The organism is Granulibacter bethesdensis, from assembly GCF_001889545.1.
GTDB lineage: Bacteria > Pseudomonadota > Alphaproteobacteria > Acetobacterales > Acetobacteraceae > Granulibacter > Granulibacter bethesdensis_B.
In genome coordinates this window covers 482,995-505,789 of record NZ_CP018194.1, presented here as the reverse complement: position 1 = coordinate 505,789, position 22,795 = coordinate 482,995, and the positions used below count along the sequence as shown (strand labels likewise).

The window sequence follows — 22,795 nt, the reverse complement described above, 5'->3', positions numbered from 1 at the left end:
ATGACTGACGATTTCGGCACCCAGGCACCACCACCCGATTCTGCCCCCCGCCGCCCGGCGGGGTTGGGCTTTGTACAGCCCGATCCGTCCAGCCTGCCGTCCGAAACAGTACGCATCACGGCGCCCGATCTGGCGCGCCGGGCCTTGATGGACCGCACACGGGGACGATTGCTGTTTGCCGCTTTCGGATTTCTGGGCCTTTACACGGCCGTGATGCTGAAACTGGCAGATGCGACCGTGCTCCAGCCGATGCTGCCGCATATTCCGGTCCACACTGCCTATAAATCAGACGAGCATAAATCCGACGCCCCCACCGCCTTTGTGCAGCGCGCGACCATCGTAGACCGGAACAACCAGATTCTGGCGATTTCCCTGCCGACATCCGAGCTGTACGCCAATCCACGCGAAATGATCGACACGGCGGAAGCAGCCCACAAACTCAAAACCGTGCTGCCGCAACTGGATGAAGACGTGGTGAAGGCACGGCTGGCCAGCCAGAAACAGTTCGTCTATATCGCCCGCCAAATTACACCCCGGGATGTGCTGAAAGTGAATGCGCTGGGCATTCCCGGTGTCTATTTCCAGCCTTCAGAAAAGCGGCACTATCCGCTGGGACGTGTGGCGGCCCAGATTCTGGGTGGTGTCGACGTGGATGAACACGGGGTGGCCGGCGTCGAACGCGCTTTCGACGATCGGCTGCGCAAGGACACCACCCCGCTGCGCCTGTCAATCGATGTGCGCGTGCAGGCCGTGCTGAGTGAAGAACTCCAGTCCGCCATGACCACCTTCACCGCAATCGGCGCGTGCGGAATCGTGATGGATGTACGCACCGGCGAAGTCATCGCCATGGTCAGCCTGCCCGATTACGACGCCAACGCATTCGGCCAGACCGAAGCCAATGACCGATTCAACCGGGCCGTCACCGGCATGTACGAACCGGGCTCAACCTTCAAACTGCAAACTGCCGCGCTGGCGCTGGATACCGGCTCTGCCCATCTGTGGGATTATTTCGACGCAGCCAACAACATCCATATCGGCCGCTTCACGATCACGGATTTCAAGGGCAAACATCGTGCACTGGCTTTTCCGGAAGTGCTGGCGTACTCCTCCAATCTCGGTGCCGCCCATATGGCGATGACGGCAGGGCCGGAAAAACAGCGTACCTGGCTCCGCGCCATGGGCATGTTCCAGCGGATCGGCATTGAATTGCCGGAGGCAGGTCTGCCGATTGTGCCACCTGCCTCCCGCTGGAAAGAGCTGACCACCATGACAGTGGGCTTCGGCCACGGCATCGCGGTCTCTCCGCTGCATGTCGTGCGTGGCACGGCGACATTGGCCAATGGCGGAATTCTGGTGAAACCGACCATTCTGGCGGCTCCGGAAGAGGCTCCCGTCGGGGAAGCCGTCGGCACGCGCGTCATGTCACCGGAAACCTCGGCGACCTTGCGCAAGCTGATGCGGCTGGTGGTAACAGCAGGATACGGCAAGGCCGCGGACGTGCCCGGTTATTTCGTCGGCGGCAAAACCGGCACGGCGGAAAAGATCGGCGCGCATGGTTACAAAAAACACGCCAATGTCAGCGCCTTCATGAGCGTGTTTCCGATGAATGCCCCGCGCTATGCGGTTTATTTCATGCTCGATGAACCGCACGGCACCAAAGAAACCGGGGGCTACTCCACCGCCGGGCAGGTCAGTGCGCCAGGGGCGGGGCGTGTCATCGCCCGTATCGGGCCGATGCTGGGGCTGATGCCCGTGCCGGAAGACAAACGCGCCGCCATTCAGGCCAGTCTGGACATCCCCCTTCAACCCGCCGTCCCTGCGGGGGCCCGACGCACCATGGTGTCCTCCGCCGAAGAAAAAGCCAATGCTGCCCGCGAAAAGGCCGCTCTGGCAGCCGAAAAGCGCCGCGCACGCGAACAGGCATCTCCGGAGGTCGCCACCCCGACAGAAAGACAGCTCAGGGAGCAGCATATCAGGGATCTGCGCCACCAGGCGCGTTTCGACGTACCGGCGGGTCATGATGATGCTGAGTAATCTCCTGGCAGGTACTTCCGCCTCCCCGGTCACAAGCCTGACCGGCATGAATGGCGTTCATGTCAGCGGAATTACGGCCGACAGCCGTCAGGTTGCGCCCGGCTGGGTCTTTGCCGCTCTGCCCGGCCAGAAAACGGATGGAAGGCGCTTTATTGCCGATGCGGTGGAGCGCGGCGCGGCCGCCATTCTGGCGCCCACCGGCACTGCCTGGCCACCCGGCGTGCCGCCCCGCCCGATGATTCAGGATGCTGAACCACGCCGATTGCTGGCCTTGATGGCAGCACGACTGGCCGGCGCACAGCCTCATACCATCGCGGCCATCACCGGCACCAACGGGAAAACCAGTACGGCGGATTTTCTGCGGCAGATCTGGACTATGCTGGGCCGCCCCGCCGCCAGCCTCGGCACACTCGGCCTGATCGCGGAAGGCTTTCCCCCGCAGGACAGCCTGACCACGCCTGATCCGGTGACACTGGCCCAAACTCTGGCCATGCTGGCACGGACCGGGATTCAGCATACCGCATTGGAAGCATCCTCTCACGGTCTGGACCAGTTCCGGCTGGATGGCGTCCGGTTGTCGGCTGCCGCTTTCACGAACCTCACCCGCGATCATCTGGATTATCACAGGACCGAAGCCGCCTACCGCACCGCCAAGCTGCGCCTGTTCGCCGATCTGCTGCCCGCGGGCGCGCCTGCCATTGCCTCCCCCACGCTCGATCAGGTCACGCTGGATGCGCTGCGCGGCATTGCCAGACGGCGTGGGTTGAGGCTGATCATCGCGGGTTCGCCAGACTCTCCGCTGCCGCTGCTGGCGGTCGAACCGCATGCCGGGGGCCAGTATCTGACCCTCCGGGAAGAGGGCGTGACACACCGCATCAACGTGCCTCTGCCAGGCCGTTTTCAGGCGGATAACATCATTACCGCTGCCACGATTGCCGCCTCACTTGGCAAAAGGGGCATTGTGCCTCTGCTGTCGCGCCTGACCGGCGTGCGCGGCCGGATGGAGCAGGCCGCCACCCTGCCCAACGGGGCTGCGATCTATGTCGATTACGCCCATACGCCCGATGCTCTGGAGCGTCTGCTGGATGCGTTGCGGCCGCATACTACCGGAAAGCTTCATGTCGTGTTCGGGGCGGGCGGAGATCGCGATCCCGGCAAAAGGCCGTTGATGGGGGAAGCGGCCCGCACCCATGCCGACCGTCTGATTGTCACTGATGACAATCCGCGTTCGGAAAATCCGGCGAAAATCCGTGCTGCCATTCTCGCGGCCTGCCCCGATGCCGAGGAAATCGGCGACCGGGCCGAAGCCATTGCCCATGCCATCCGCAGCCTTCAGCCGGGGGATGTTCTGGTCATCGCAGGCAAAGGGCATGAGCAGGGCCAGACCGTCGGCAAAACGGTGCATCCTTTCGATGATGTCTCGGTCGCCCGCACCTTTGCAGCGCAGGTGGCGTCATGAGCGCGCTCTGGACCCATGAGGCCCTGCTGGCCGCAACCAGTGGCCGCTTCTCGATGCCCTTCGATGCGCATGGCGTCTCCATCGATACCCGCACGCTGGAACCGGGCGATCTTTTCGTGGCGCTGCAAGGAGAGAATGGCGACGGACACGATCATGCCGAGGCGGCACTGGCGCGCGGTGCGGCAGGTATTCTGGCCCATCGTGACGGTCCTGGCCCGCGCCTGCTGGTGAACGATACCATGAGTGCCTTGCAGGCGCTGGGCCGTTTTGCCCGCGACCGCTTCCACGGCACCGTCTTCGCCGTGACTGGCAGCGTGGGCAAGACCACGACCAAGGAAATGCTGCGCATTGCGCTGGCTCCATTCGGGGCGGTGCATGCGGCCTATGCTTCCTACAACAATCATTGGGGCGTGCCGCTGACCCTCGCCCGACTGCCGGAAAGCGCCCGGAGTTGCGTGGTCGAAATCGGTATGAACCATGCCGGAGAAATCGCACCACTCGCGGCACTGGCCCGCCCGCATGTGGCCATCATCACCACGGTCGAACGCTCCCATATCGGTCATCTCGGCAGTGTCGAGGCCATCGCCGACGAAAAGGCTGCTCTTTTCTCCGGGCTGGAAGCGGCTGGGGTGGCAATTATGCCCGCCGACAGCCCGCTGCTGCCGCGCCTGATGGCGCAGGCTGCTCCCCATCGCGTGATGACCTTCGGCACGGACGCCCGCAGCACGGTCCGGCTGCTGCAGATCGAGGCCGCGACGGACAGTTCACAGCTTGATCTTGTCGTGCGAGGCCAAAACCTGTCCTGCACCGTCGGCGCGCCGGGCCGTCATATGGCCATGAATGCGCTGGCAGCCCTCGCCGCCGTGGATGCGGCCGGATTTGACCCGCATCCGGCTGCCGCCGCACTGGAAAATTTCCATGCGCTGGCAGGACGCGGCGCGAAGCGTTCCCTCGCCCTCAACGACGGTCAGGCCGTGTTGCTGGATGAAAGCTACAACGCGTCCTCCGCCAGCATCCGCGCCGCTCTGGACGTGCTGAGACTGACCCCGGCCAGACGGCGCATCGTCGTTCTGGGCGATATTCTCGAATTGGGCGATCAGGCGGTTGCCGAACATGCCGGTCTGGCGCAAGACATCGCCGCCTGTGCCGATCTTGCCTTTACCTGCGGACCCATGATGCGCCACCTGTTCGATGCCCTGCCTTCCTCTGTCCGGGGAGCGCATAAAGCTGATTCTGCCTCTCTCGCTCCGGTGGTGAGCGCCGCTATCCGGGATGGTGATGTCATTCTGGTCAAAGGCTCCTTCGGCAGCCGCATGCGCATCGTGACGGCAGCGCTGGATGCCCTGACCCAATCCTCTGTCCGCGCCCAATCTTCTATCCGCGAGGGAGCACGCTGATGCTGTACGATCTCGCGCATCCGCTGGCAGAGCAGTTCTTTCTGTTCAACCTGTTCCGCTACATCACCTTCCGCTCCGGCGCGGCATGTATGACCGCGCTGATCGTCAGCTTTCTGCTTGGTCCCGCGCTGATCCGCTGGCTGAAAAGCGTGCAGCGCGGTGGTCAGCCGATCCGCGAGGACGGACCGGAACGCCATCTGCTGGAGAAAAAAGGCACTCCCACCATGGGGGGCGTGCTGATCCTCGCCGCCACCGGCATCAGCACCCTGCTCTGGACCGATTTGCGGAACGGCTATGTCTGGGCGGTCCTGCTGCTGACCCTCGGCTATGGCGGGATCGGTTTTGCGGATGATTACCTGAAGCTCAGCAAGCGCAACACCAAAGGCCTGCCCGGCCGCGTCAAGCTGGTCGGCCAGGCCGTTATCGGGCTGGTGGCAACGATCTGGATCATGTCGCTGACGCATGATCCGCTCTCCACCGGATTGGCCATTCCGCTGCTGAAGGACGTGCTGATTCCGCTCGGCTTTGCCTTCCCGCTTTTTGGCATGCTGGTCGCCATGGGGGCCTCCAACGCCGTCAATCTGACCGATGGGCTGGACGGGCTGGCGATTGTTCCCACCATCATCGCCGCCGGCGTGTTTGCCCTGATCGCCTATCTGGTCGGCAATCATGTCTTCGCCACCTATCTGCAACTGAATGAAGTGGCAGGCACCGGGGAACTGACCGTATTCTGCTCCTCCCTGATCGGTGCCGGACTGGGCTTTCTCTGGTTCAATGCGCCCCCGGCCCGCGTATTTATGGGCGATACCGGCAGCCTTGCACTGGGTGGCGCACTCGGGGGTGTCGCCATCGCCACCAAGCATGAAATCGTGCTGGCCATTGTCGGCGGGTTGTTCGTGGTGGAAACCATCTCTGTCATCGTGCAGGTGTTCTGGTACAAGCGCACCGGCCGGCGCGTGTTCCTGATGGCGCCGTTGCACCATCATTTCGAGAAGAAGGGCTGGCCTGAATCCACCATCGTGATCCGCTTCTGGATCATCTCCTTCATCCTGGCACTGGCCGGGCTGGCAACGCTGAAAATCCGATGAGCCGCTTTCCCGACATACTGCTGAAGGGCAGGCGTTACGGAGTGCTCGGGCTGGGCCGGAATGGTCTGCCGGCCGCCCAGGCGCTGATGGCGATGGGTGCGGATGTCACCGTCTGGGATGACGGCGAAGCAGCGCGGAGCGAAGCCAGCAATGCCGGACTGACCGTCTCCCCCCTTTCGATCGAGGGGCTGGATGCGCTGATCCTGTCCCCCGGCATTCCGCATCACCTGCCAAAACCACATCCCGTGGCCACAGCAGCTTTGCAGGCCGGTGTGCCGGTACTGTCGGATGCCGAGCTGCTGTATCAGGCCGTGCGCCTGAGCGGATCCCACGCCCGTTTCGTCGGCATCACCGGCACCAACGGCAAGTCCACCACCACCGCACTGACCGCGCATATCCTGCGGGAAGCGGGCTGCCCGGTTGCGGCCGGAGGCAATCTGGGGCCTGCCGCGCTGGCACTGCCCCTGCTGCCTGATAACGGTGTCTATGTGCTGGAGATGTCCAGCTACATGCTGGAGCGGTTGCAGACCCTGCGCTTCGATGCCGCCGCCATGCTCAATCTCAGCCCGGATCATATCGACCGCCATGGCAATATGGCAGGTTATGAAACGGCCAAACGGGAGATTTTCCAGCGCCAGACCGGGGCTGATCTCGCTGTACTCGGCATCGACGATCCGCTTTCCACCGCTATGGCAGAGACGCTCCGGAAAGATGGCCATCCCGCCCGCATAGCGCTGGTTTCAGGTGCGCTGTGCGGCGATACGCAAGCCGAATACGGCATGCAGTTCGGCATCCTGACCGACACGCACGGCCCGATCCTGTCCATGGCGCAAGCTGCGTCACTCCCCGGGGCTCATAATGCCCAGAATGCAGCGGTCGCAGCGGCAATCACGCTTTTTCTGGGTGTGAAGCGTGAGCAGGTTGCGGCGGGCATCGCCAGCTTCCCCGGCCTGCCCCATCGTCAGGAACGCATTACCGAGGCGGATGGCATTCTGTGGATCAATGACAGCAAGGCGACCAATGCGGATTCTACCGCCCGCGCCCTGATCTGCCATGAACGGATCATCTGGATTGCCGGTGGCATCGCCAAGGAAGGCGGTATCGAGGATCTGGCCCCCCTGTTGCCGCGTGTAGCGCATGCGCTGCTGATCGGGCGGGATGCGCCGATATTTGCCGAAACATTGCGGGCGCATGGTGTTCCGCATACCGATGTCGGTACGCTGGACAACGCCGTCACCATGGCCGCCACACGCGCAAAGGAAACTGGCAGCGGCGTCGTGCTGCTCTCCCCTGCCTGCGCCAGTTTCGACCAGTTCGCGAATTTCGAGGCCCGCGGCGATCATTTCCGCAGCCTGGTGCAGCAGCAGATCGGGGGAGGCGCCTGATGCCGAGCCTGTCCCGCACCGACACATCCCTGCTGGGCCGCTGGTGGTGGACGGTCGATCGCTGGACATTGCTGGCTGTCAGCACGCTGATCGGGTTCGGCTATGTCATGATGCTCGCCGCCAGCCCCGCCGTAGCGGAGCGCATCGGCGAAAACCGCGACATGTTCATCCTGAAGCAGGTGATCTTTCTGGCGCTTGCATCGGTTACTGTTGTCGCCACCTCGCTGCTGACCCCGCGCAATATCCGCAGGCTGGCGCTGGTGGCCTGTGCGGGTGCCATCCTGCTCACCGCCATGACGCTGGTGCATGGGGTGGAGATCAAAGGGGCCCGACGCTGGATCGCCCTGCCCGGCATGGCCTTGCAGCCAAGCGAATTCCTGAAACCCTCCTTTGCCGTTGTGGCCGCATGGCTGATCGCGGAGGGCAAGCGCAGCCGTGGTTTTCCCGGCACGATGGTGGCAGTCGGGCTGTTTCTGGTGATGGCCATGCTGCTGAAATCACAGCCGGATATCGGTATGCTGGCAGTGCTGTCCTCCGTGTTTTTCGCCCAGCTTTTCATTGCGGGGCTGAACATGCTGCTGGTGCTGATCGGTGTCGGTGGCTTTGCCGGGGCGGGATTGGCGGCCTACACACTCTTCCCCCATGTGCGCAGCCGCGTGGAGCGCTTTCTGCATCCGCAATCCGGCGACAGCTATCAGGTGGACAAGGCGCTGGAAGCATTTGGCAATGGCGGCCTGCTGGGGCGCGGCCCCGGCGAAGGCTATGTGAAAAACCAGTTGCCCGATGCCCATGCCGATTTCGTGTTCGCTGTGGCGGGCGAAGAGTTCGGCATGGTGATATGCAGCGTCATCGTGCTGATTTTTGCCTTCATCGTCATCAGGCAGTTGCTGCGTCTGATGCGGGAGCAGGATCTGTTCATCGTGCTCGCCTCTGCCGGGCTGGTCACCAGCTTCGGGTTGCAGGCTTTCGTCAACATGGCCTCCACCCTGCATCTGATCCCGACCAAGGGCATGACTCTGCCTTTTGTCTCCTATGGCGGCTCCTCGGTGATCGCGATTTCGCTCGGGATGGGGATGCTGCTGGCCCTGACCCGCAAGCGCCATCATGGAGATGTGTCATGAGGCGCGATCAGACACAGCGCCCGGTCATCATCGCCGCAGGCGGTACAGGCGGCCATTTCTTCCCGGCCGAGGCGCTGGCCGCCGAGCTGAAAAGGCGCGGACGGCGGATCGTGCTGATGACGGATGCCCGCTCCGGCGGACTGACCAGCGCCGTATTTGCGGATACGGATCGCTTCGTGCTGCCGGGGGCCGGGATTGCAGGGCGCGGCATCCGGCGGGCCGGCCAGGCGGTGATCGCATTGGGGCGCGGCGTTGTGAAAGCCGGAGCCTTGCTGCGCAGGCTGGAGGCTGGCTGCATCGTCGGCTTCGGCGGATATCCCTGCATTCCGCCCGTGCTGGGGGCCAGGCTGCGCGCCCGCAACGTTCCCGTCATCCTGCATGAACAGAACGCCGTGCTCGGGCGCGCCAACCGGTTGCTGGCCCGCCAGACTCGCTGCCTCGCCCTCAGCTTCGCCAGCACCAGCCATGTTCCGGCAGGCACCAGAACTCTGGTGACCGGCAATCCGGTCCGGCCTGCCATCGCCGCATTGGCAGGCACACCCTACACACCGCCCGGCGCGGAGGGGGCGATCAATTTCCTGGTATTGGGCGGATCACTCGGTGCGCGTGTGTTGAGCGATGTGGTCCCTGCCGCCCTCGCGCTGTTACCCCCAGCCCTGCGGCAGCGCATGCGGGTGACACAGCAATGCCGTGCAGAGGATATCGATCGCGTACGCACGGCCTATGCGGCCTGCGGAATCGAAGCTATTCTGGCGCCGTTTTTCACCGATGTCGCAGCCCTGATGACAGGCGCGCATCTGGTGATCGCCCGTGCTGGAGCCTCCACCGTCGCCGAACTGGCAACAATCGGGCGACCGGCCATCATGGTGCCCCTGCCGGGGGCCATTGATGACCATCAGGCCGCCAATGCCCGCATCCTCTCTGATGCGCAGGGTGGCTGGATGATCCGTCAGCCGGATTTCACCCCGGATACGCTGGCAGCCCGCATCGCCGGGCTGCTGGCCGAACCGGGCACCCTTGCCAGTGCGGCCAGCCATGCGGCCCGCCTTGGTATGCAAGACGCCGTGGCACGGCTTGCCGACACGGTGGAACAAAGTCTGGATACAGCCCGTGCGCCCCAGGGCGACTACAAGGGGGAGAAGAAATCATGAGGGCGCTGCCACTGACCATCGGCACGATTCACTTCGTCGGTATCGGCGGCATCGGCATGTCCGGCATCGCAGAAGTGCTGCACAATCTTGGCTATGCCGTGCAGGGCAGCGACATCAGCGACAACCAGAATGTGCGACGACTGCGGAAAGCGGGCATTCAGGTGATGATCGGGCATGAGGCCGCCAATCTCGGTCATGCGCAGGTGGTGGTGATTTCCTCCGCCGTCGGGCGTGACAATCCCGAAGTCGCCGCCGCCCGCGCAAAGCTGATCCCGGTGGTGCGCCGCGCCGAGATGCTGGCGGAGCTGATGCGGTTGAAATGGGCGGTGGCCGTGGGCGGCACCCATGGCAAGACCACCACGACCTCCCTGATCGCCGCGGTGCTTGAAGCGGCCCAGCTTGATCCCACCGTCATCAATGGCGGCATCATCAATGCCTACGGCACCAACACCAGGCTCGGCGCGGGCGAGTGGATGGTGGTCGAAGCTGATGAAAGCGATGGCAGCTTCCTGCGTCTGCCTGCCGTGATCGCCGTGGTGACCAATATGGACCCGGAGCATCTGGACCATTGGGGCACCGCCGAGGCCATGGAGGCCGGATACCAGCAATTCGTCAGCAATATCCCGTTCTACGGCTTTGCAGTTCTGTGCATCGATCATCCGACCGTGCAGAAAATGATCCCGCAGCTTTCAGATCACCGGATCGTCACATACGGGTTCTCGCCACAGGCCGATGTGCGGGCCGAGCGTATCAATACCGATAAATTCGGGGCGACTTTCGAGGTCGTGATCACCGACCGGCAGACACGCCGCACCCGCCGCACGCCTCCGCTGCGCCTGCCGATGCTCGGCGAGCATAATATCGCCAATACGCTGGCCGCCATTGCTGTCGCGGTGGAAATGGGGATTTCCGATTCCGTGCTGCAAAGCGCCTTTGCATCGTTCAAGGGCGTGAAACGGCGCTTTACGAAAACCGGGGAAACCGGTGGCATCACAATCATCGACGATTACGGCCATCATCCGGTGGAAATTGCTGCCGTGTTGCGGGCTGCCCGGCAGGCCGGTGCCCGCGATGTGATTGCGGTGGTACAGCCGCACCGCTACTCCCGTCTTGCCAGTCTGTTCAATGAATTCTGTACCTGCATGAATGATGCTGGTACCGTCATCGTTGCGGATGTCTATAATGCAGGCGAATCTCCGATTGAGGGTGTGGATCGTGACAGTCTGGTCGATGGCCTGCGCACCAGCGGGCATAAAAGTGTTGTACCACTCCCCGGTCCGGAGCATCTTGCCGAGATGATCCATGCCATAGCGCGCCCCGGTGATTTCGTGGTCTGCCTCGGCGCAGGCAACATCACCGCATGGGCGCAGACACTTCCGGAAGAACTCGCCGCACTACAGGCGAAAAACAGCAGAATCCGCAGGACAGGGAGCGGAAGATGATCGTTTCGGCGCAGCAGAACCCGGACGTCTTCGCCGCCCTGCGCGGACGGGTGACGCATGCTGCGCCGCTGGCACCGCAAACCTGGTTCCGGGTAGGCGGACAGGCCGAAACCCTGTTTCGACCCGCGGACGCGGATGATCTGTGCGCCCTGCAGCGGCGCATCAGCAATGCGGTGCCCATGACGATGCTCGGCGCGGCATCCAACCTGATTATCCGGGATGGCGGGCTGCCGGGGATTACCGTCAAGCTGGGACGCGGTTTCAACGAGATCACCACCGATGGCGACGGGATGATCGCAGGGGCCGCAGCACTGGATGCAACCGTGGCTGAACATGCAGCGCAGGCAGGTCTGGCCGGGCTGGAATTTCTGTGCGGTATTCCCGGCACGATTGGGGGCGCCATCGCCATGAATGCAGGCGCTTATGGCAGCGATATCGCATCTGTGCTGGACTGGGTGGAACTGGCGCTGGATGGCGACATCATCCGGCTGGAAGCGTCCCGCCTCTCGCTGTCCTATCGCCATGCCGCCCTGCCGCCGGGCTGTGCCGTGGTACGGGCGCGCCTGCGGACCCGCCCCGGCAATACCACCGACATCATTGCCCGCATGCAGGACATACGCACCGCCCGCGATGCGGCCCAGCCTGTGCGGGCGCGTACCGGCGGCTCCACATTCCGCAATCCGGACGGGCAAAAAGCGTGGGAACTGATCGACGCAGCCGGCTGCCGTGGCCTGAGCCGTGGGGGCGCGCAGGTCAGTGAAAAGCATTGCAACTTCCTGCTGAATACGGGGGACGCCACCGCCGCTGATCTGGAGGGGCTGGGCGAAGAAATACGGCAACGGGTGCAGAGCAGCTGTGGCATGACCCTGCATTGGGAAATCAAACGGATCGGAATCCCGTTCCATCAGCCGGAGTGTCAGTCATGAGCGTCAGACGCGTTGCGGTTCTGTATGGCGGCATCTCCGAAGAACGGGCCGTCAGCCTCGTCTCCGGTCAGCAGGTCGTCGCTGCCCTGCGTGAAGCCGGCTATGAGGTCACACCGGTCGAAGTCGGTACTGATCTGCGCGATACCATCGCCGCCCTGACCCCCGCGCCGGATGTAGTGTTCAATGCGCTCCATGGCCGTTTCGGCGAAGATGGCGCCATTCAGGGCGTGCTCGACTGGCTCGACATTCCCTATACCCATTCCGGCGTGCGCGCTTCCGCCATTGCGATGGACAAGGCCGCTGCACGGACCGCCTTTCTGGCCGCCGGGCTGCCGGTTGCCGAAGGCAGGCTGGTCACGGTCGAGGAACTGGCGGAACAGGACCCGCTCCCGCGCCCCTTTGTGATCAAGCCGGCCAATGAAGGCTCGGCGGTGGGGGTGCATATCCTGCATGAGGGCGATAACCGGCGCACAGAAATTGCCCGTGGCTGGAGCTTCGGCGGACAGGCGCTGGTCGAGGAATATATCCCCGGCCGGGAACTGACCGTGGGGGTGCTGAATGATCGCGCCCTGACGGTCACGGATATCAGGCCGCGCTCCGCCTTCTATGACTACGAATCCAAATATGCCGAAGGTGGCTCCCGCCATATCCTGCCCGCCCAGATGCACCCGGATGCATTCCAGCGGGCGCTGGATGTCGCTCTGGCGGCCCATCATGCGCTGGGATGCCGGGGCGCAACCCGTTCGGACTTCCGCTATGACGACACACGCGGCGAGCCGGGGCGTCTGGTGCTGCTGGAAGTCAACACCCAGCCGGGTCTGACACCGACCTCCCTGCTGCCGGAACAGGCAGCCCTGATGGGGGTGGACTTCGTCTCCCTGTGCCGATGGATGGTGGAGCAGGCAACATGTCGCGCGTGACCCGGACGCGCGAACGGCGCGCATCCTCTTCCAAAGATCGGCGCATGCAGGACCGGCCTGCCCGCATGACCATCCTGCTGCGGCGGCAACGCCGGCTGCTGCGCCCTCTGGGCTGGGGCGTGCTGGGAATCAGCGCCGTCGTGGGAATCGGCATGCTGCTGCATATCGCTGCACCACAACCCAATATCAACGGGAACGGAGCCTCCGCCACACTGGCCAGCCTGCGCAAAATGCTGGGGGATCACACAGCCGCCCTCGGCATGCGCATTCAGGATATCGTGATCGAAGGCCGCTCCAACACGCCGGAGCCGCTGCTGAATGCGGCGCTTGGTGTGCGTAAAGGCGATCCGCTGCTTGGTTTCTCGGTCGCGGAAGCCAGACAGCGCATCGAAACCCTGTCCTGGGTTGAAAATGCCTCGGTAGAGCGGCGGCTGCCCGGTACCATCGTAGTCAAGCTGACTGAACGCCGTCCCTTCGCCATCTGGCAGAATCAGGGCAAATTCGTGCTGATCGACCGGGATGGCCAGGTCGTGGCCGACCAGGATGTCGCCACTTTCCGTACCCTGCCGCTGGTGGTCGGGGCGGGCGCCCCTGCCGCCGCCACCACGCTGCTGGATGCGCTGAAGACCGAGCCGGAGGTGAAAGCCCACGTCATCGCCGCCGTCCGGGTCAATGAGCGCCGCTGGAATCTCCGGCTCCAGAACGGAACCGACGTGCTGCTGCCGGAGGATCATCCGCTGGAGGCTATCAGACGTCTGGCAGCCCTTCAGAAGGAGCATGAACTGCTCGACCGGCCGCTGCAATCGGTGGATCTGCGACTGCCTGACCGCATGGTGCTGCGCCCCCGTTCCGAGGCAATCACGGAAAAACCCGCCATCCGGACCGTGCGGAGGCAGACGTGAGCGACAGCGCCCGCCATCTGCATCAGCCCTCGGCTGGTCCTGAAACACTGCCACGGAATCGCCATTTCCGTAGCGGACCGTTCGGCGTGCTCGATATAGGAACCACCAAGATTGCCTGCGTGATCGGTCGTGCCGAGGCCGACGGCACCCTGCGTGTGCTGGGCTTCGGCTGGCAGAAAGGACGGGGCGTACGTGGTGGTGGCGTGACTGATCTGGATGAAGCCGAACGTGCCATTCGCGCGGCGGTCGGTCAGGCCGAAGATATGGCTGATACACGGCTGCGCAGCGTGACCGTCAACCTCTCCTGCGGTCAGCCGGAGAGCAGGCTGTTCAATGTGCAGTGGCCCGTGGGCGGCAGACCGGTGACCGATGCCGATATCCGCCGCGTGGTGCAGGAAGGCCGCTCCCGCGCCATGACGGAAGGACGGGAAACGCTCCATGCGATGCCGCTCAATTTTGCAGTGGATGAGATGGGTGGTGTGGCCGATCCCAGAGGCATGCACTGTGACACACTGACCGCACGGCTGCATGTGATCGATGCGACCAACACCGCGCTGCGTAATCTCAGCGCCTGCATCGGTCGGTGCGATCTGGACATTGCCGAACTGGTGTCCGCACCGATGGCGGCGTCCATGTCCACCCTGGTGGATGATGAGCGTGAACTGGGGGCCACCGTTATCGATATGGGCGGCGGAACCACTGGAATGGCTGTTTTTGCAGAAGGACAGGTGCTGCATACCGCCCAGTTGCCGATTGGCGGCGTGCATGTCACCAACGACATAGCCCGCCTGCTATCCACCACGGTTGCGCATGCCGAACGGCTGAAAACGCTGTACGGCAGCACGCAGGCCTCCCCCGACGATGAGAGAGAAATGCTGCCGGTGCCTCTGGTCGGGGAAGACGAAGAACACATTACGAAGGTGCCGCGCAGCACCATCGTCTCCATTATCAAGCCCCGGCTCGAAGAAACGTTCGAGCTGGTGCGTGAAAGGCTGGAAAGCTCCGGCCTTGGTCGCGCCTCCGGCGCCCGTGTCGTGCTGACGGGCGGCGCAAGCCAGCTTTCCGGCGTTCGGGAAATGGCGGCCGCCATCCTGAACAAGCAAGTAAGACAGGGCAGGCCGCATAATCTGCGCGGCCTGCCCGATAATGCATCCGGCCCTGCCTTCGCCACCGCAGCCGGGCTGCTCGCCTGGGCCGCCGGGCAGGGTCGCAGCATGCATGATCTCGATCTTGAGGCGGAGCGTCCAACCGGCCTGGTGCGCCGCTTCGTCAATTTTCTGAAGGAGCGGGTCTGATGCCTGTTCCTGTCACCCATTTCGTCCAGCCAGCGCCCAAGGGGGGAGACCGCCCATGACTCTGAACCTGACCATCCCGCAGCAGATGCACACAGATTTCACCCCGCGCATTACCGTTATCGGCGTAGGCGGCGGCGGTACGAACGCGGTTGACAATATGATCGCGCTCAATCTGGCCGGCGTCGATTTCGTCGTTGCGAATACCGATGCGCAACAGCTGATGCACAGCCGCGCCGATCGCCGCGTGCAGCTTGGCCCGCACATCACGCAGGGGCTGGGCGCGGGAGCCAAGCCGGAAATCGGCCGCGCCGCCGCCGAGGAAGCCGCTGATGAGCTGTACCGGCATCTGGACGGTGCCCATATGGTGTTCATCACCGCCGGCATGGGCGGTGGCACCGGCACAGGGGCTGCGCCGGTGATCGCGCGCATGGCACGGGAACGCAACATCCTGACCGTTGGAGTCGTCACCAAGCCTTTCAGCTTCGAAGGCAGCCGCCGCGCCAAATCTGCCGAGGCCGGGATCGAAGAGCTTCAGCAATATGTCGATACGCTGATCGTCATCCCCAACCAGAACCTGTTCCGCCTGGCCAATGAGCGCACCTCCTGGAAAGAAGCGTTCAAGATGGCCGATAATGTTCTTTATATGGGCGTGCGCGGTGTGACCGATCTGATGGTGGCACCGGGTCTGGTCAATCTGGACTTCGCCGATATCCGCACCGTCATGGCCGAAATGGGCAAGGCCATGATGGGCACTGGCGAGGCGGACGGCGAAAACCGCGCCATCCGCGCCGCCGAGCTGGCCATCAGCAACCCTCTGCTGGAAGACACGTCGATGAGCGGCGCACGCGGCCTGCTGATCAATATCACCGGCGGCGAGGATATGACGCTGTTCGAGGTCGATCAGGCCGCCAACCGCATCCGTGAGGAAGTGGACGAGGAAGCCAATATCATCTTTGGCTCTGCCATTGACGAAAGCCTGAACGGCAAGGTGCGGGTCTCGGTCGTGGCCACCGGCATCGACAGCCCGGCCAATCACATGTCTTCCCTGTCCTCCGAACGTCCCCGTCTGGTGGCTGTCGGTGGTGGCGCGGCCATGCCGGTCGATGCCGTCTCGTCCGGCCCCTCCCTGTCAGCGCAGTCTGCCGAGCAGGCTGAGGCTGCCGCCTTCGCCGCCTATCAGCCCGGCCATTATGCTCCGGCAGAAGCGGCACCTTTCCCCGCACAGGGTGCTGCTCCGGTGCATCAGCATCAGGCTCCGCAAGCTCCCTCCCCCACCGCTCCGGCCCGGACACCTTTCGTCCAGTCGCCGCCGCCTGCGACCGGTCATGTGCATGGCTATGCCGGAACGGATCCTGAAGCACCGCGCGCGCCGCTACCCGCCAGCGCACCGCGTGGTCTGTTCACGCAGGAGCCCTCCTCTGCCCCCCAGGCCGCACCGGCACGCAGCAGCATCTTCAATGTAGTGACCGGCGCTATCCGCCGCAGCATGGGAGGTGGCAGCGCCCATGAAGCCCCGGTTGCGCCGCAGCCGCCCCGTACCGAACCCGTGTTGCATGATGGTCAGCAGGCTGCCGATAATCATGCCGCGCCCGACCAGCAGGCACGCCCCTCTGTCCGGCCAGCGGCAACAGAAGAAATAGGACTGGATATTCCGGCCTTCCTGCGCCGCCAGTCCTCCTGAGTAACAAAGCCTGACCGCATGTAATAAACTGATACAAAATCTTTGAAAATCAGTCATTTATAGCGTAATAGTCAGAAATAATCCTTGAATTGGCCGGCAGGGCAAAGCGCGTTAGCTTTCCTCTGCCGGCCTTTTTATTGATGGGTGGGCACGGACTTCAATCCTTCCAGCACGGTCATATGCGTAGCAGGTCGGGCGGGATAGTGATGACAGGAAAGGGCACAGGAATGGATGGAATGACGGGAATGCCGAGCGGATTTTCGCCTGCCTCCCTTTCCAGCCCTTCTTCCACACCGGGCAAACGGCAGGTAACCCTGAAATCGCCGATTGATTGTGTCGGTCACGGGCTGCACAGTGGCGCACCGGTACGGCTGCGGCTGATCCCCGCTGCACCGGGAACAGGTATTGTATTCCGCCGCACCGATCTCGGCATTGATATTCCAGCATCTTTCAACAATGTGACCGATACACGGCTGTGTACCCTTCTGACTGCACCAGGCCGCCCGGATGCGCGCGTCGGGACCGTCGAACATCTGATGGCCGCGCTGGCCGCGCAGGGTATCGACAATCTGCTGATTGAAATTGACGGGCCGGAAGTGCCGATCCTTGATGGCTCTGCCGCACCGTTCATGTTCCTGATCGACTGTGCCGGGACCGAAGAACAATCCGAATCCCGTCTCAGCATCAGGATTCTGAAGCCTGTTCGGGTCGAGGCGGGGAATGCCTTCGCCGAACTGCACCCTGCGGAAAGCGGTTTTTCCCTTTCTCTGTCGATCGAATTTGATGAAGCTGCAATCGGACGGCAGGCCCTGACCATGACGATGGACACGGATAATTTCCGTCATGATCTGGCCAGTGCACGCACCTTCACCATGGCAAAAGAAATTGAGGCCATGCGTGCAGCCGGTCTGGCTCGTGGCGGCAGTCTCGATAATGCCATCGTGGTTGATGGCGATCAGATACTGAACCCCGCAGGCCTGCGCATGCCGGATGAATTCGTGCGCCACAAGATGCTGGATGTGGTGGGCGATCTGGCCATGGCCGGACGCCCTCTGATCGGTCGTTTTGTGGGGCATCGCACCGGTCACGCCCTCAATAACCGCCTGCTGCACGCTCTGTTGAGCGACGGATCCGCCTGGCAGACCGTTTCCGCCGACATAATGGGCTGGCTTTCCGCCGCCTGATACCCCTCCCCGCCAGCCCTGTCCTGCGACAACGGCTTGCCCCGCGCCAGTCCGTGCTATAAGCGCGGTAAGGTGCGTCTCACAGATCAGTCGGTGTCCATGGTGCTTCTCTCATCCTTCGCGCGCGCAAAGGCGGCTCGCCGCATCAGCGCAGCCCTGCTTCTTCCCCTACTCGCCAGCGGGTGCGGCAGCAGCAAAGATGACGAACTGGCCAAGCTCGATCCGGCAAAAATGTCAGTCGAGGAACTGTATAATACTGGCGTCGATGCCATGCAGGACCACCGCTACAATACGGCGGCCCAGCAATTCGATGCCGTTCAGCAATATTATCCCTACTCGTCATGGGCGGCGAATGCCCAGCTGATGCAGGGTTATTCGCAGTATCTGGAACATAAATATATGGATGCGATCGGTTCGCTGGACCGTTTCATCCAGCTGCATCCAACGCATAAGGACATTGCCTACGCCTACTATCTCCGCGCCCTGTCCTTTTATGAGCAGATCGCGGATATCCAGCGTGATCAGAAAGGCACAGAGGATGCCATGAATGCTCTTCAGGAAGTGGTTTCCCGCTTCCCGGACAGCGGTTATGCCCGCGATGCCCGCCTGAAGATCGATCTATGCCGGGACCATCTGGCCGGCAAGGAAATGGAAATCGGGCGTTATTATGAGCGGGAACATCTCTATGCCGCCGCCATCAACCGGTTCCAGACCGTCGTCAAGGAATACCAGACGACCAATCATGTTCCCGAAGCCCTGCACCGCCTGACCGAGCTGTATCTGCTGCTGGGTCTGCGCAGCGATGCACGCCGCACGGCTGCGGTGCTGGGACACAATTATCCCGGCAGTTCCTGGTATCAGAGTAGCTGGGATGATCTCGCCGCCGAAAATCTGGTGAAGGGGGAGCCGGTTCCCCGCGCCGGTACCAACGGTCCCGGTTTCTTCTCCCGCATGTGGCACTCCGTATTCTGACGGAATGGTGGCTGGCGTTTCCTGAACGGGGTTCCTCCCGATGCTGACGGCGCTCTCGATCCGGGATGTGGTGCTGATCGAACGTCTGGATCTGACGTTCAGCACCGGCCTGACCGTTCTGACCGGCGAGACCGGAGCCGGTAAATCCATCCTGCTTGACAGTCTCGGTCTGGCGCTGGGCGCACGGGCCGAGGCCGGGTTGCTGCGCGCCGGGGCTGAGCAGGCCTCGGTGACAGCGTGTTTCGCCCCACCACCATCCCATCCGGTCGAAGCCCTGCTGGCCGAGCATGAGCTGGAAATAGAAGATGAACTGGTCATACGCCGTATCCTCGGCAAGGACGGACGATCGCGGGCTTTCGTCAATGACCAGCCAGTCAGCATCGCGTTGCTGCGCCGTATGGGTGCCTTGCTGGTTGAAGTTCAGGGTCAGCATGAGCAAATGGGTCTGGCTGATCCCGCAATGCATGGGCCGATGCTGGATGCGTTCGGCATCGATCCCTCCCTGCAAACAGCGGTTGCCTCCCGCTGGGCTGACTGGCGCACGGTGATCGAGCGTCTTTCACAAGCCCGCATCGCACTGGAAGAAGCCGAACGGGATCGTGACTGGCTGACACATGCCGCCAACGAGTTGTCTTCACTGGCCCCTCAGGAAGGGGAGGACATTCAACTTGCCGCCGAGCGCACCCGGCTTCAGCAGGCGGAACGGCGAGGAGAAGCGATCGCCGCCGCTCTGGCAGAGCTGACACCGCGTGACCGGCGCTCGGCTGGTCCTGCCGCTGCCTTGCGGGCGGCCACGCGGTCCCTGCAAAGGGCCTCCACACCCCTCCAGGGAGAGGATCAGGGAGCAGATCTGCCGACCGCCCCGGCTCTGGCCGCGCTGGAAAGGGCGGAAGAAGCGCTCGCCGAAGCAGAGATGCTGCTAAGCCGGCTGATCAACGATTCCGATGCCGATCCCCGGCAACTTGAACATATCGAGGAACGGCTGTTCGCGCTCCGGGCCGCGGCCCGCAAGCACAATGTGACAGTGCTGGAACTGCCGGGCCTGCTGGAAACACTGCGCCAGCGACTATCCGCACTGGAAAGCGGCGATCACGCCATCGCCGCGCTGACAGTGGAGGAAAACCGGGCACGCCAGGCCTATCTGGAGGCCGCCGCCACCCTGAGCGCGGCACGGCAACAGGCCGCCACCCAGCTGGAACGGGCCATCAATGCCGAACTGCCACCACTGAAGCTGGAACGCGCCCGTTTCTTCACCCGGATCGAAACCCTGCCGGAACGGCAATGGGGAGAAGCCGGTCAGGACAGCATCGCCTTCCTGATTGCCGCCAATCCGGGGCAGCCGCCGGGACCATTGGCGAAAGTCGCATCGGGCGGGGAACTGTCCCGGCTCATGCTGGCTTTGAAAGTGGTGCTGGCCAGCCGCTCCACCGTGCCGACACTGGTCTTCGATGAGGTCGATTCCGGCATTGGCGGGGCAACGGCCGCCGCTGTCGGTGAAAGGCTGGCACAGGTGGCCCGGCACAGCCAGGTGCTGGTCGTCACACACAGCCCGCAAGTGGCCGCGCGCGGTCAGGCGCATCTTCGTGTGGCCAAATCGGTGACCAAAGACCGCACTGCCACCACGGTCGAGGTTCTGATCGGAGCGGAACGGCGAGAGGAAATTGCCCGGATGCTATCAGGCGAAACCATTACCGAGGCGGCCCGCGCCGCCGCTGACGATCTGCTGGCGAGACCATGACAAATCCGGATTCCACCTCTCTGTCCCTGACTTCGCCAGAGGCTCTGTCACCCGAGGAGGCTCGGGCGGAGCTGGAGCGGCTCGCCAGCCGTATCGCTGAACTGGACGAAGCCTATTATCGCGATGACGCTCCGCTGGTGACGGATGCGGAATACGATGCCCTCCGGCAGCGCAATGCCGAGATCGAGCGTCTGTTCCCCGATGCCATTCTGAAAAACAGCCCCGCGAGCCGCGTCGGCACGGCCCCCTCCTCCGCCTTTGCAAAAATCCGGCATCGCGTGCCGATGCTGTCGCTGGACAATGTGTTCGACGCAGAAGAATTTGCCGAATTCTGCGCCCGTGCCCGACGGTTTCTGAATTTACCGGCTTCCCCCCGTTTCGTGGCCGAGCCAAAAATCGACGGCCTGTCCATTTCCCTGACCTATGAAAACGGCATCCTGACCAGAGCAGCGACACGCGGCGACGGGATGGAGGGGGAGGACGTCACCGCCAATGTCCGCACCCTGCGCGACGTGCCACAAACCCTGCATGGAGAAGCGCCCGGCTTCATCGAAATTCGTGGCGAAGTCTTCATGAGCAAGGCCGCGTTTCTGGAACTGAACGAAACGCAGGCCCGGCTGGGGCAGAAAATTTTTGCCAATCCACGCAATGCCGCCGCCGGATCATTGCGACAACTGGATGCATCCGTGACTGCCAGCCGTCCGTTGGCCCTCTTTGCCTATGCACAGGGAGAGAGCAGCGCACCGGTCGCAGAAACCCACTGGGATTATCTGGCACGTCTGAAAGAGTGGGGATTCATCGTCAATCCGCTGTCAGAGCTTATTGAGGATGAAAACGCCGCCGCCGCGTTCACCACCCGGATCGCGACAGAGCGTTCCACGCTGCCCTACGATATCGACGGCGTCGTGTTCAAAATCGATGATCTGTCACTGCAACGACGACTCGGTTTTGTAGGGCGTGCGCCGCGTTGGGCGACAGCGTGGAAATTCCCTGCCGAACAGGCAACGACCGTGCTGGAGAAAATCGACATTCAGGTCGGTCGCACCGGTGCGCTGACACCGGTGGCCCATCTTCAGGCGGTCAATGTCGGCGGTGTGCTGGTCACCCGCGCCACCCTGCATAATGAGGATGAAATCGCCCGCAAGGATGTGCGGGAGGGCGATACCGTTATTCTGCAACGGGCGGGCGATGTCATTCCGCAGATCGTCTCGGTCGTGCTGGAAAAACGGCCGGACAGCGCCCAGCCTTTCGCGCCGCTGGAGCATTGCCCGGTCTGCGGCAGTCTGGCGGTACGCCCCCCCGGAGAGGTTGTGCGCCGCTGCACGGGCGGCCTGACCTGTGAAGCACAGGTGGTGGAACGGTTGATCCACATGGTATCCCGGCCTGCCTTCGACATTGACGGGCTGGGTGAGAAAAGCATCATCGAATTTCATCGTGACGGGCTGGTCTCCGGCCCTGCTGATATTTTCCGCCTCCCCACCCGCGAGGAGGAGATTGCCCGCCGTGATGGATGGGGAGCCCTGTCGGCCCGCAATCTCTCCCAGGCGATCGAGGCGCGGCGCAGCATCCCGCTCGACCGTTTTCTCTACGCGCTGGGCATCAGGCGCATCGGCGAGACCAATGCAAGATTGCTGGCCCGCCACTATGGCAGCTTCACGGAATGGCGGACCCAGATGCTGGCCGCCAGACAAATCGGCTCTGACGAAAGGCTGGCGCTTGGCAGCATCACCGGAATCGGACCCACCATCGCCGAGGAACTGGTCGATTTCTTCGCCGAGCCACGCAATATCGACACGCTGGATGAACTGGCCGGGATGCTGACCATCACCAGCCCGTCCGGCGGTCTGTCCTCTGCGGCGTCGGATTCTCCCCTCAATGGGAAAACCATCGTCTTTACCGGCACGCTTCAGGCCATGACCCGCCCTGAAGCAAAAGCCCGTGCCGAAGCCATGGGGGCGAAAGTCACTGACAGCGTCTCGAAAAAAACCGACTTCGTGGTGACCGGGACCGATTCCGGCTCCAAGGCTAAAAAAGCCGCAGAGCTCGGGATCCGCACCCTGTCGGAAGAGGAATGGCTGGCACTCGCCGGAGAAGGCTGAA

The 22,795-nt window shown here is 63.0% G+C and carries 17 protein-coding genes; all 17 read left to right on the top strand.

Going from position 1 to position 22,795, the window contains the following annotated elements:
* The 17 genes from GbCGDNIH8_RS02255 to ligA all read left to right on the top strand — a co-directional run bounded on the left by GbCGDNIH8_RS02255 (position 1) and on the right by ligA (position 22,794).
* A complete protein-coding gene (locus GbCGDNIH8_RS02255) occupies positions 1-2,034 on the top strand; it encodes a peptidoglycan D,D-transpeptidase FtsI family protein (protein ID WP_072571940.1) in 2,034 nt (677 codons plus the stop codon).
* Positions 2,021-3,493, top strand: coding sequence for a UDP-N-acetylmuramoyl-L-alanyl-D-glutamate--2,6-diaminopimelate ligase (locus GbCGDNIH8_RS02250; RefSeq protein ID WP_081369029.1), 1,473 nt, complete (start codon positions 2,021-2,023; stop codon positions 3,491-3,493). The genes GbCGDNIH8_RS02255 and GbCGDNIH8_RS02250 overlap by 14 nt, the downstream gene beginning before the upstream one ends.
* On the top strand, positions 3,490-4,890 hold the full coding sequence (locus GbCGDNIH8_RS02245; RefSeq protein ID WP_072571938.1) for a UDP-N-acetylmuramoyl-tripeptide--D-alanyl-D-alanine ligase: 1,401 nt from the start codon (positions 3,490-3,492) through the stop codon (positions 4,888-4,890). The genes GbCGDNIH8_RS02250 and GbCGDNIH8_RS02245 overlap by 4 nt, the downstream gene beginning before the upstream one ends.
* Positions 4,890-5,978, top strand: a complete 1,089-nt coding sequence (mraY, locus tag GbCGDNIH8_RS02240) for a phospho-N-acetylmuramoyl-pentapeptide-transferase (protein ID WP_072571937.1) — start codon at positions 4,890-4,892, stop codon at positions 5,976-5,978. Before GbCGDNIH8_RS02245 ends, mraY begins: the two co-directional genes overlap by 1 nt.
* Entirely contained in the window at positions 5,975-7,363 is a 1,389-nt protein-coding gene (murD, locus tag GbCGDNIH8_RS02235) for a UDP-N-acetylmuramoyl-L-alanine--D-glutamate ligase (RefSeq protein ID WP_072571936.1), read from the top strand. The genes mraY and murD overlap by 4 nt, the downstream gene beginning before the upstream one ends.
* Complete coding sequence (locus GbCGDNIH8_RS02230) at positions 7,363-8,484, top strand: FtsW/RodA/SpoVE family cell cycle protein (protein WP_072571935.1); 1,122 nt, start codon at positions 7,363-7,365, stop codon at positions 8,482-8,484. The genes murD and GbCGDNIH8_RS02230 overlap by 1 nt, the downstream gene beginning before the upstream one ends.
* Positions 8,481-9,635 (top strand): undecaprenyldiphospho-muramoylpentapeptide beta-N-acetylglucosaminyltransferase, encoded by a 1,155-nt coding sequence (gene murG, locus GbCGDNIH8_RS02225; RefSeq protein ID WP_072571934.1) that lies wholly within the window; start codon positions 8,481-8,483, stop codon positions 9,633-9,635. Before GbCGDNIH8_RS02230 ends, murG begins: the two co-directional genes overlap by 4 nt.
* Positions 9,632-11,077, top strand: a complete 1,446-nt coding sequence (murC, locus tag GbCGDNIH8_RS02220; RefSeq protein WP_072571933.1) for a UDP-N-acetylmuramate--L-alanine ligase — start codon at positions 9,632-9,634, stop codon at positions 11,075-11,077. Before murG ends, murC begins: the two co-directional genes overlap by 4 nt.
* Positions 11,077-12,003, top strand: coding sequence for a UDP-N-acetylmuramate dehydrogenase (gene murB / locus GbCGDNIH8_RS02215; protein WP_072573549.1), 927 nt, complete (start codon positions 11,077-11,079; stop codon positions 12,001-12,003). Before murC ends, murB begins: the two co-directional genes overlap by 1 nt.
* Entirely contained in the window at positions 12,000-12,923 is a 924-nt protein-coding gene (locus GbCGDNIH8_RS02210) for a D-alanine--D-alanine ligase (RefSeq protein WP_072571932.1), read from the top strand. The genes murB and GbCGDNIH8_RS02210 overlap by 4 nt, the downstream gene beginning before the upstream one ends.
* Positions 12,911-13,825, top strand: coding sequence for a cell division protein FtsQ/DivIB (locus GbCGDNIH8_RS02205; RefSeq protein ID WP_253736082.1), 915 nt, complete (start codon positions 12,911-12,913; stop codon positions 13,823-13,825). Before GbCGDNIH8_RS02210 ends, GbCGDNIH8_RS02205 begins: the two co-directional genes overlap by 13 nt.
* Positions 13,822-15,120 (top strand): cell division protein FtsA, encoded by a 1,299-nt coding sequence (gene ftsA / locus GbCGDNIH8_RS02200; protein WP_025319628.1) that lies wholly within the window; start codon positions 13,822-13,824, stop codon positions 15,118-15,120. Before GbCGDNIH8_RS02205 ends, ftsA begins: the two co-directional genes overlap by 4 nt.
* Positions 15,121-15,175: 55 nt before the next feature.
* Complete coding sequence (gene ftsZ, locus GbCGDNIH8_RS02195; RefSeq protein WP_072571931.1) at positions 15,176-16,801, top strand: cell division protein FtsZ; 1,626 nt, start codon at positions 15,176-15,178, stop codon at positions 16,799-16,801.
* Positions 16,802-17,028: 227 nt separating this feature from the next.
* Positions 17,029-17,985 carry a UDP-3-O-acyl-N-acetylglucosamine deacetylase gene (gene lpxC / locus GbCGDNIH8_RS02190; protein ID WP_216634471.1) on the top strand — a complete coding sequence of 319 codons (957 nt, stop codon included), beginning with the start codon at positions 17,029-17,031 and terminating at the stop codon, positions 17,983-17,985.
* A gap of 99 nt (positions 17,986-18,084) precedes the next feature.
* Positions 18,085-18,957, top strand: coding sequence for an outer membrane protein assembly factor BamD (locus tag GbCGDNIH8_RS02185; protein WP_072571930.1), 873 nt, complete (start codon positions 18,085-18,087; stop codon positions 18,955-18,957).
* A gap of 40 nt (positions 18,958-18,997) precedes the next feature.
* The gene (gene recN, locus GbCGDNIH8_RS02180) at positions 18,998-20,695 is read left to right on the top strand and encodes a DNA repair protein RecN (RefSeq protein WP_072571929.1); all 1,698 of its coding nucleotides are present in this window, start codon (positions 18,998-19,000) and stop codon (positions 20,693-20,695) included.
* Between the two features lie 26 nt (positions 20,696-20,721).
* Entirely contained in the window at positions 20,722-22,794 is a 2,073-nt protein-coding gene (ligA, locus tag GbCGDNIH8_RS02175; RefSeq protein WP_172822965.1) for an NAD-dependent DNA ligase LigA, read from the top strand.
* The last annotated feature ends 1 nt before the right edge of the window (position 22,795 follow it).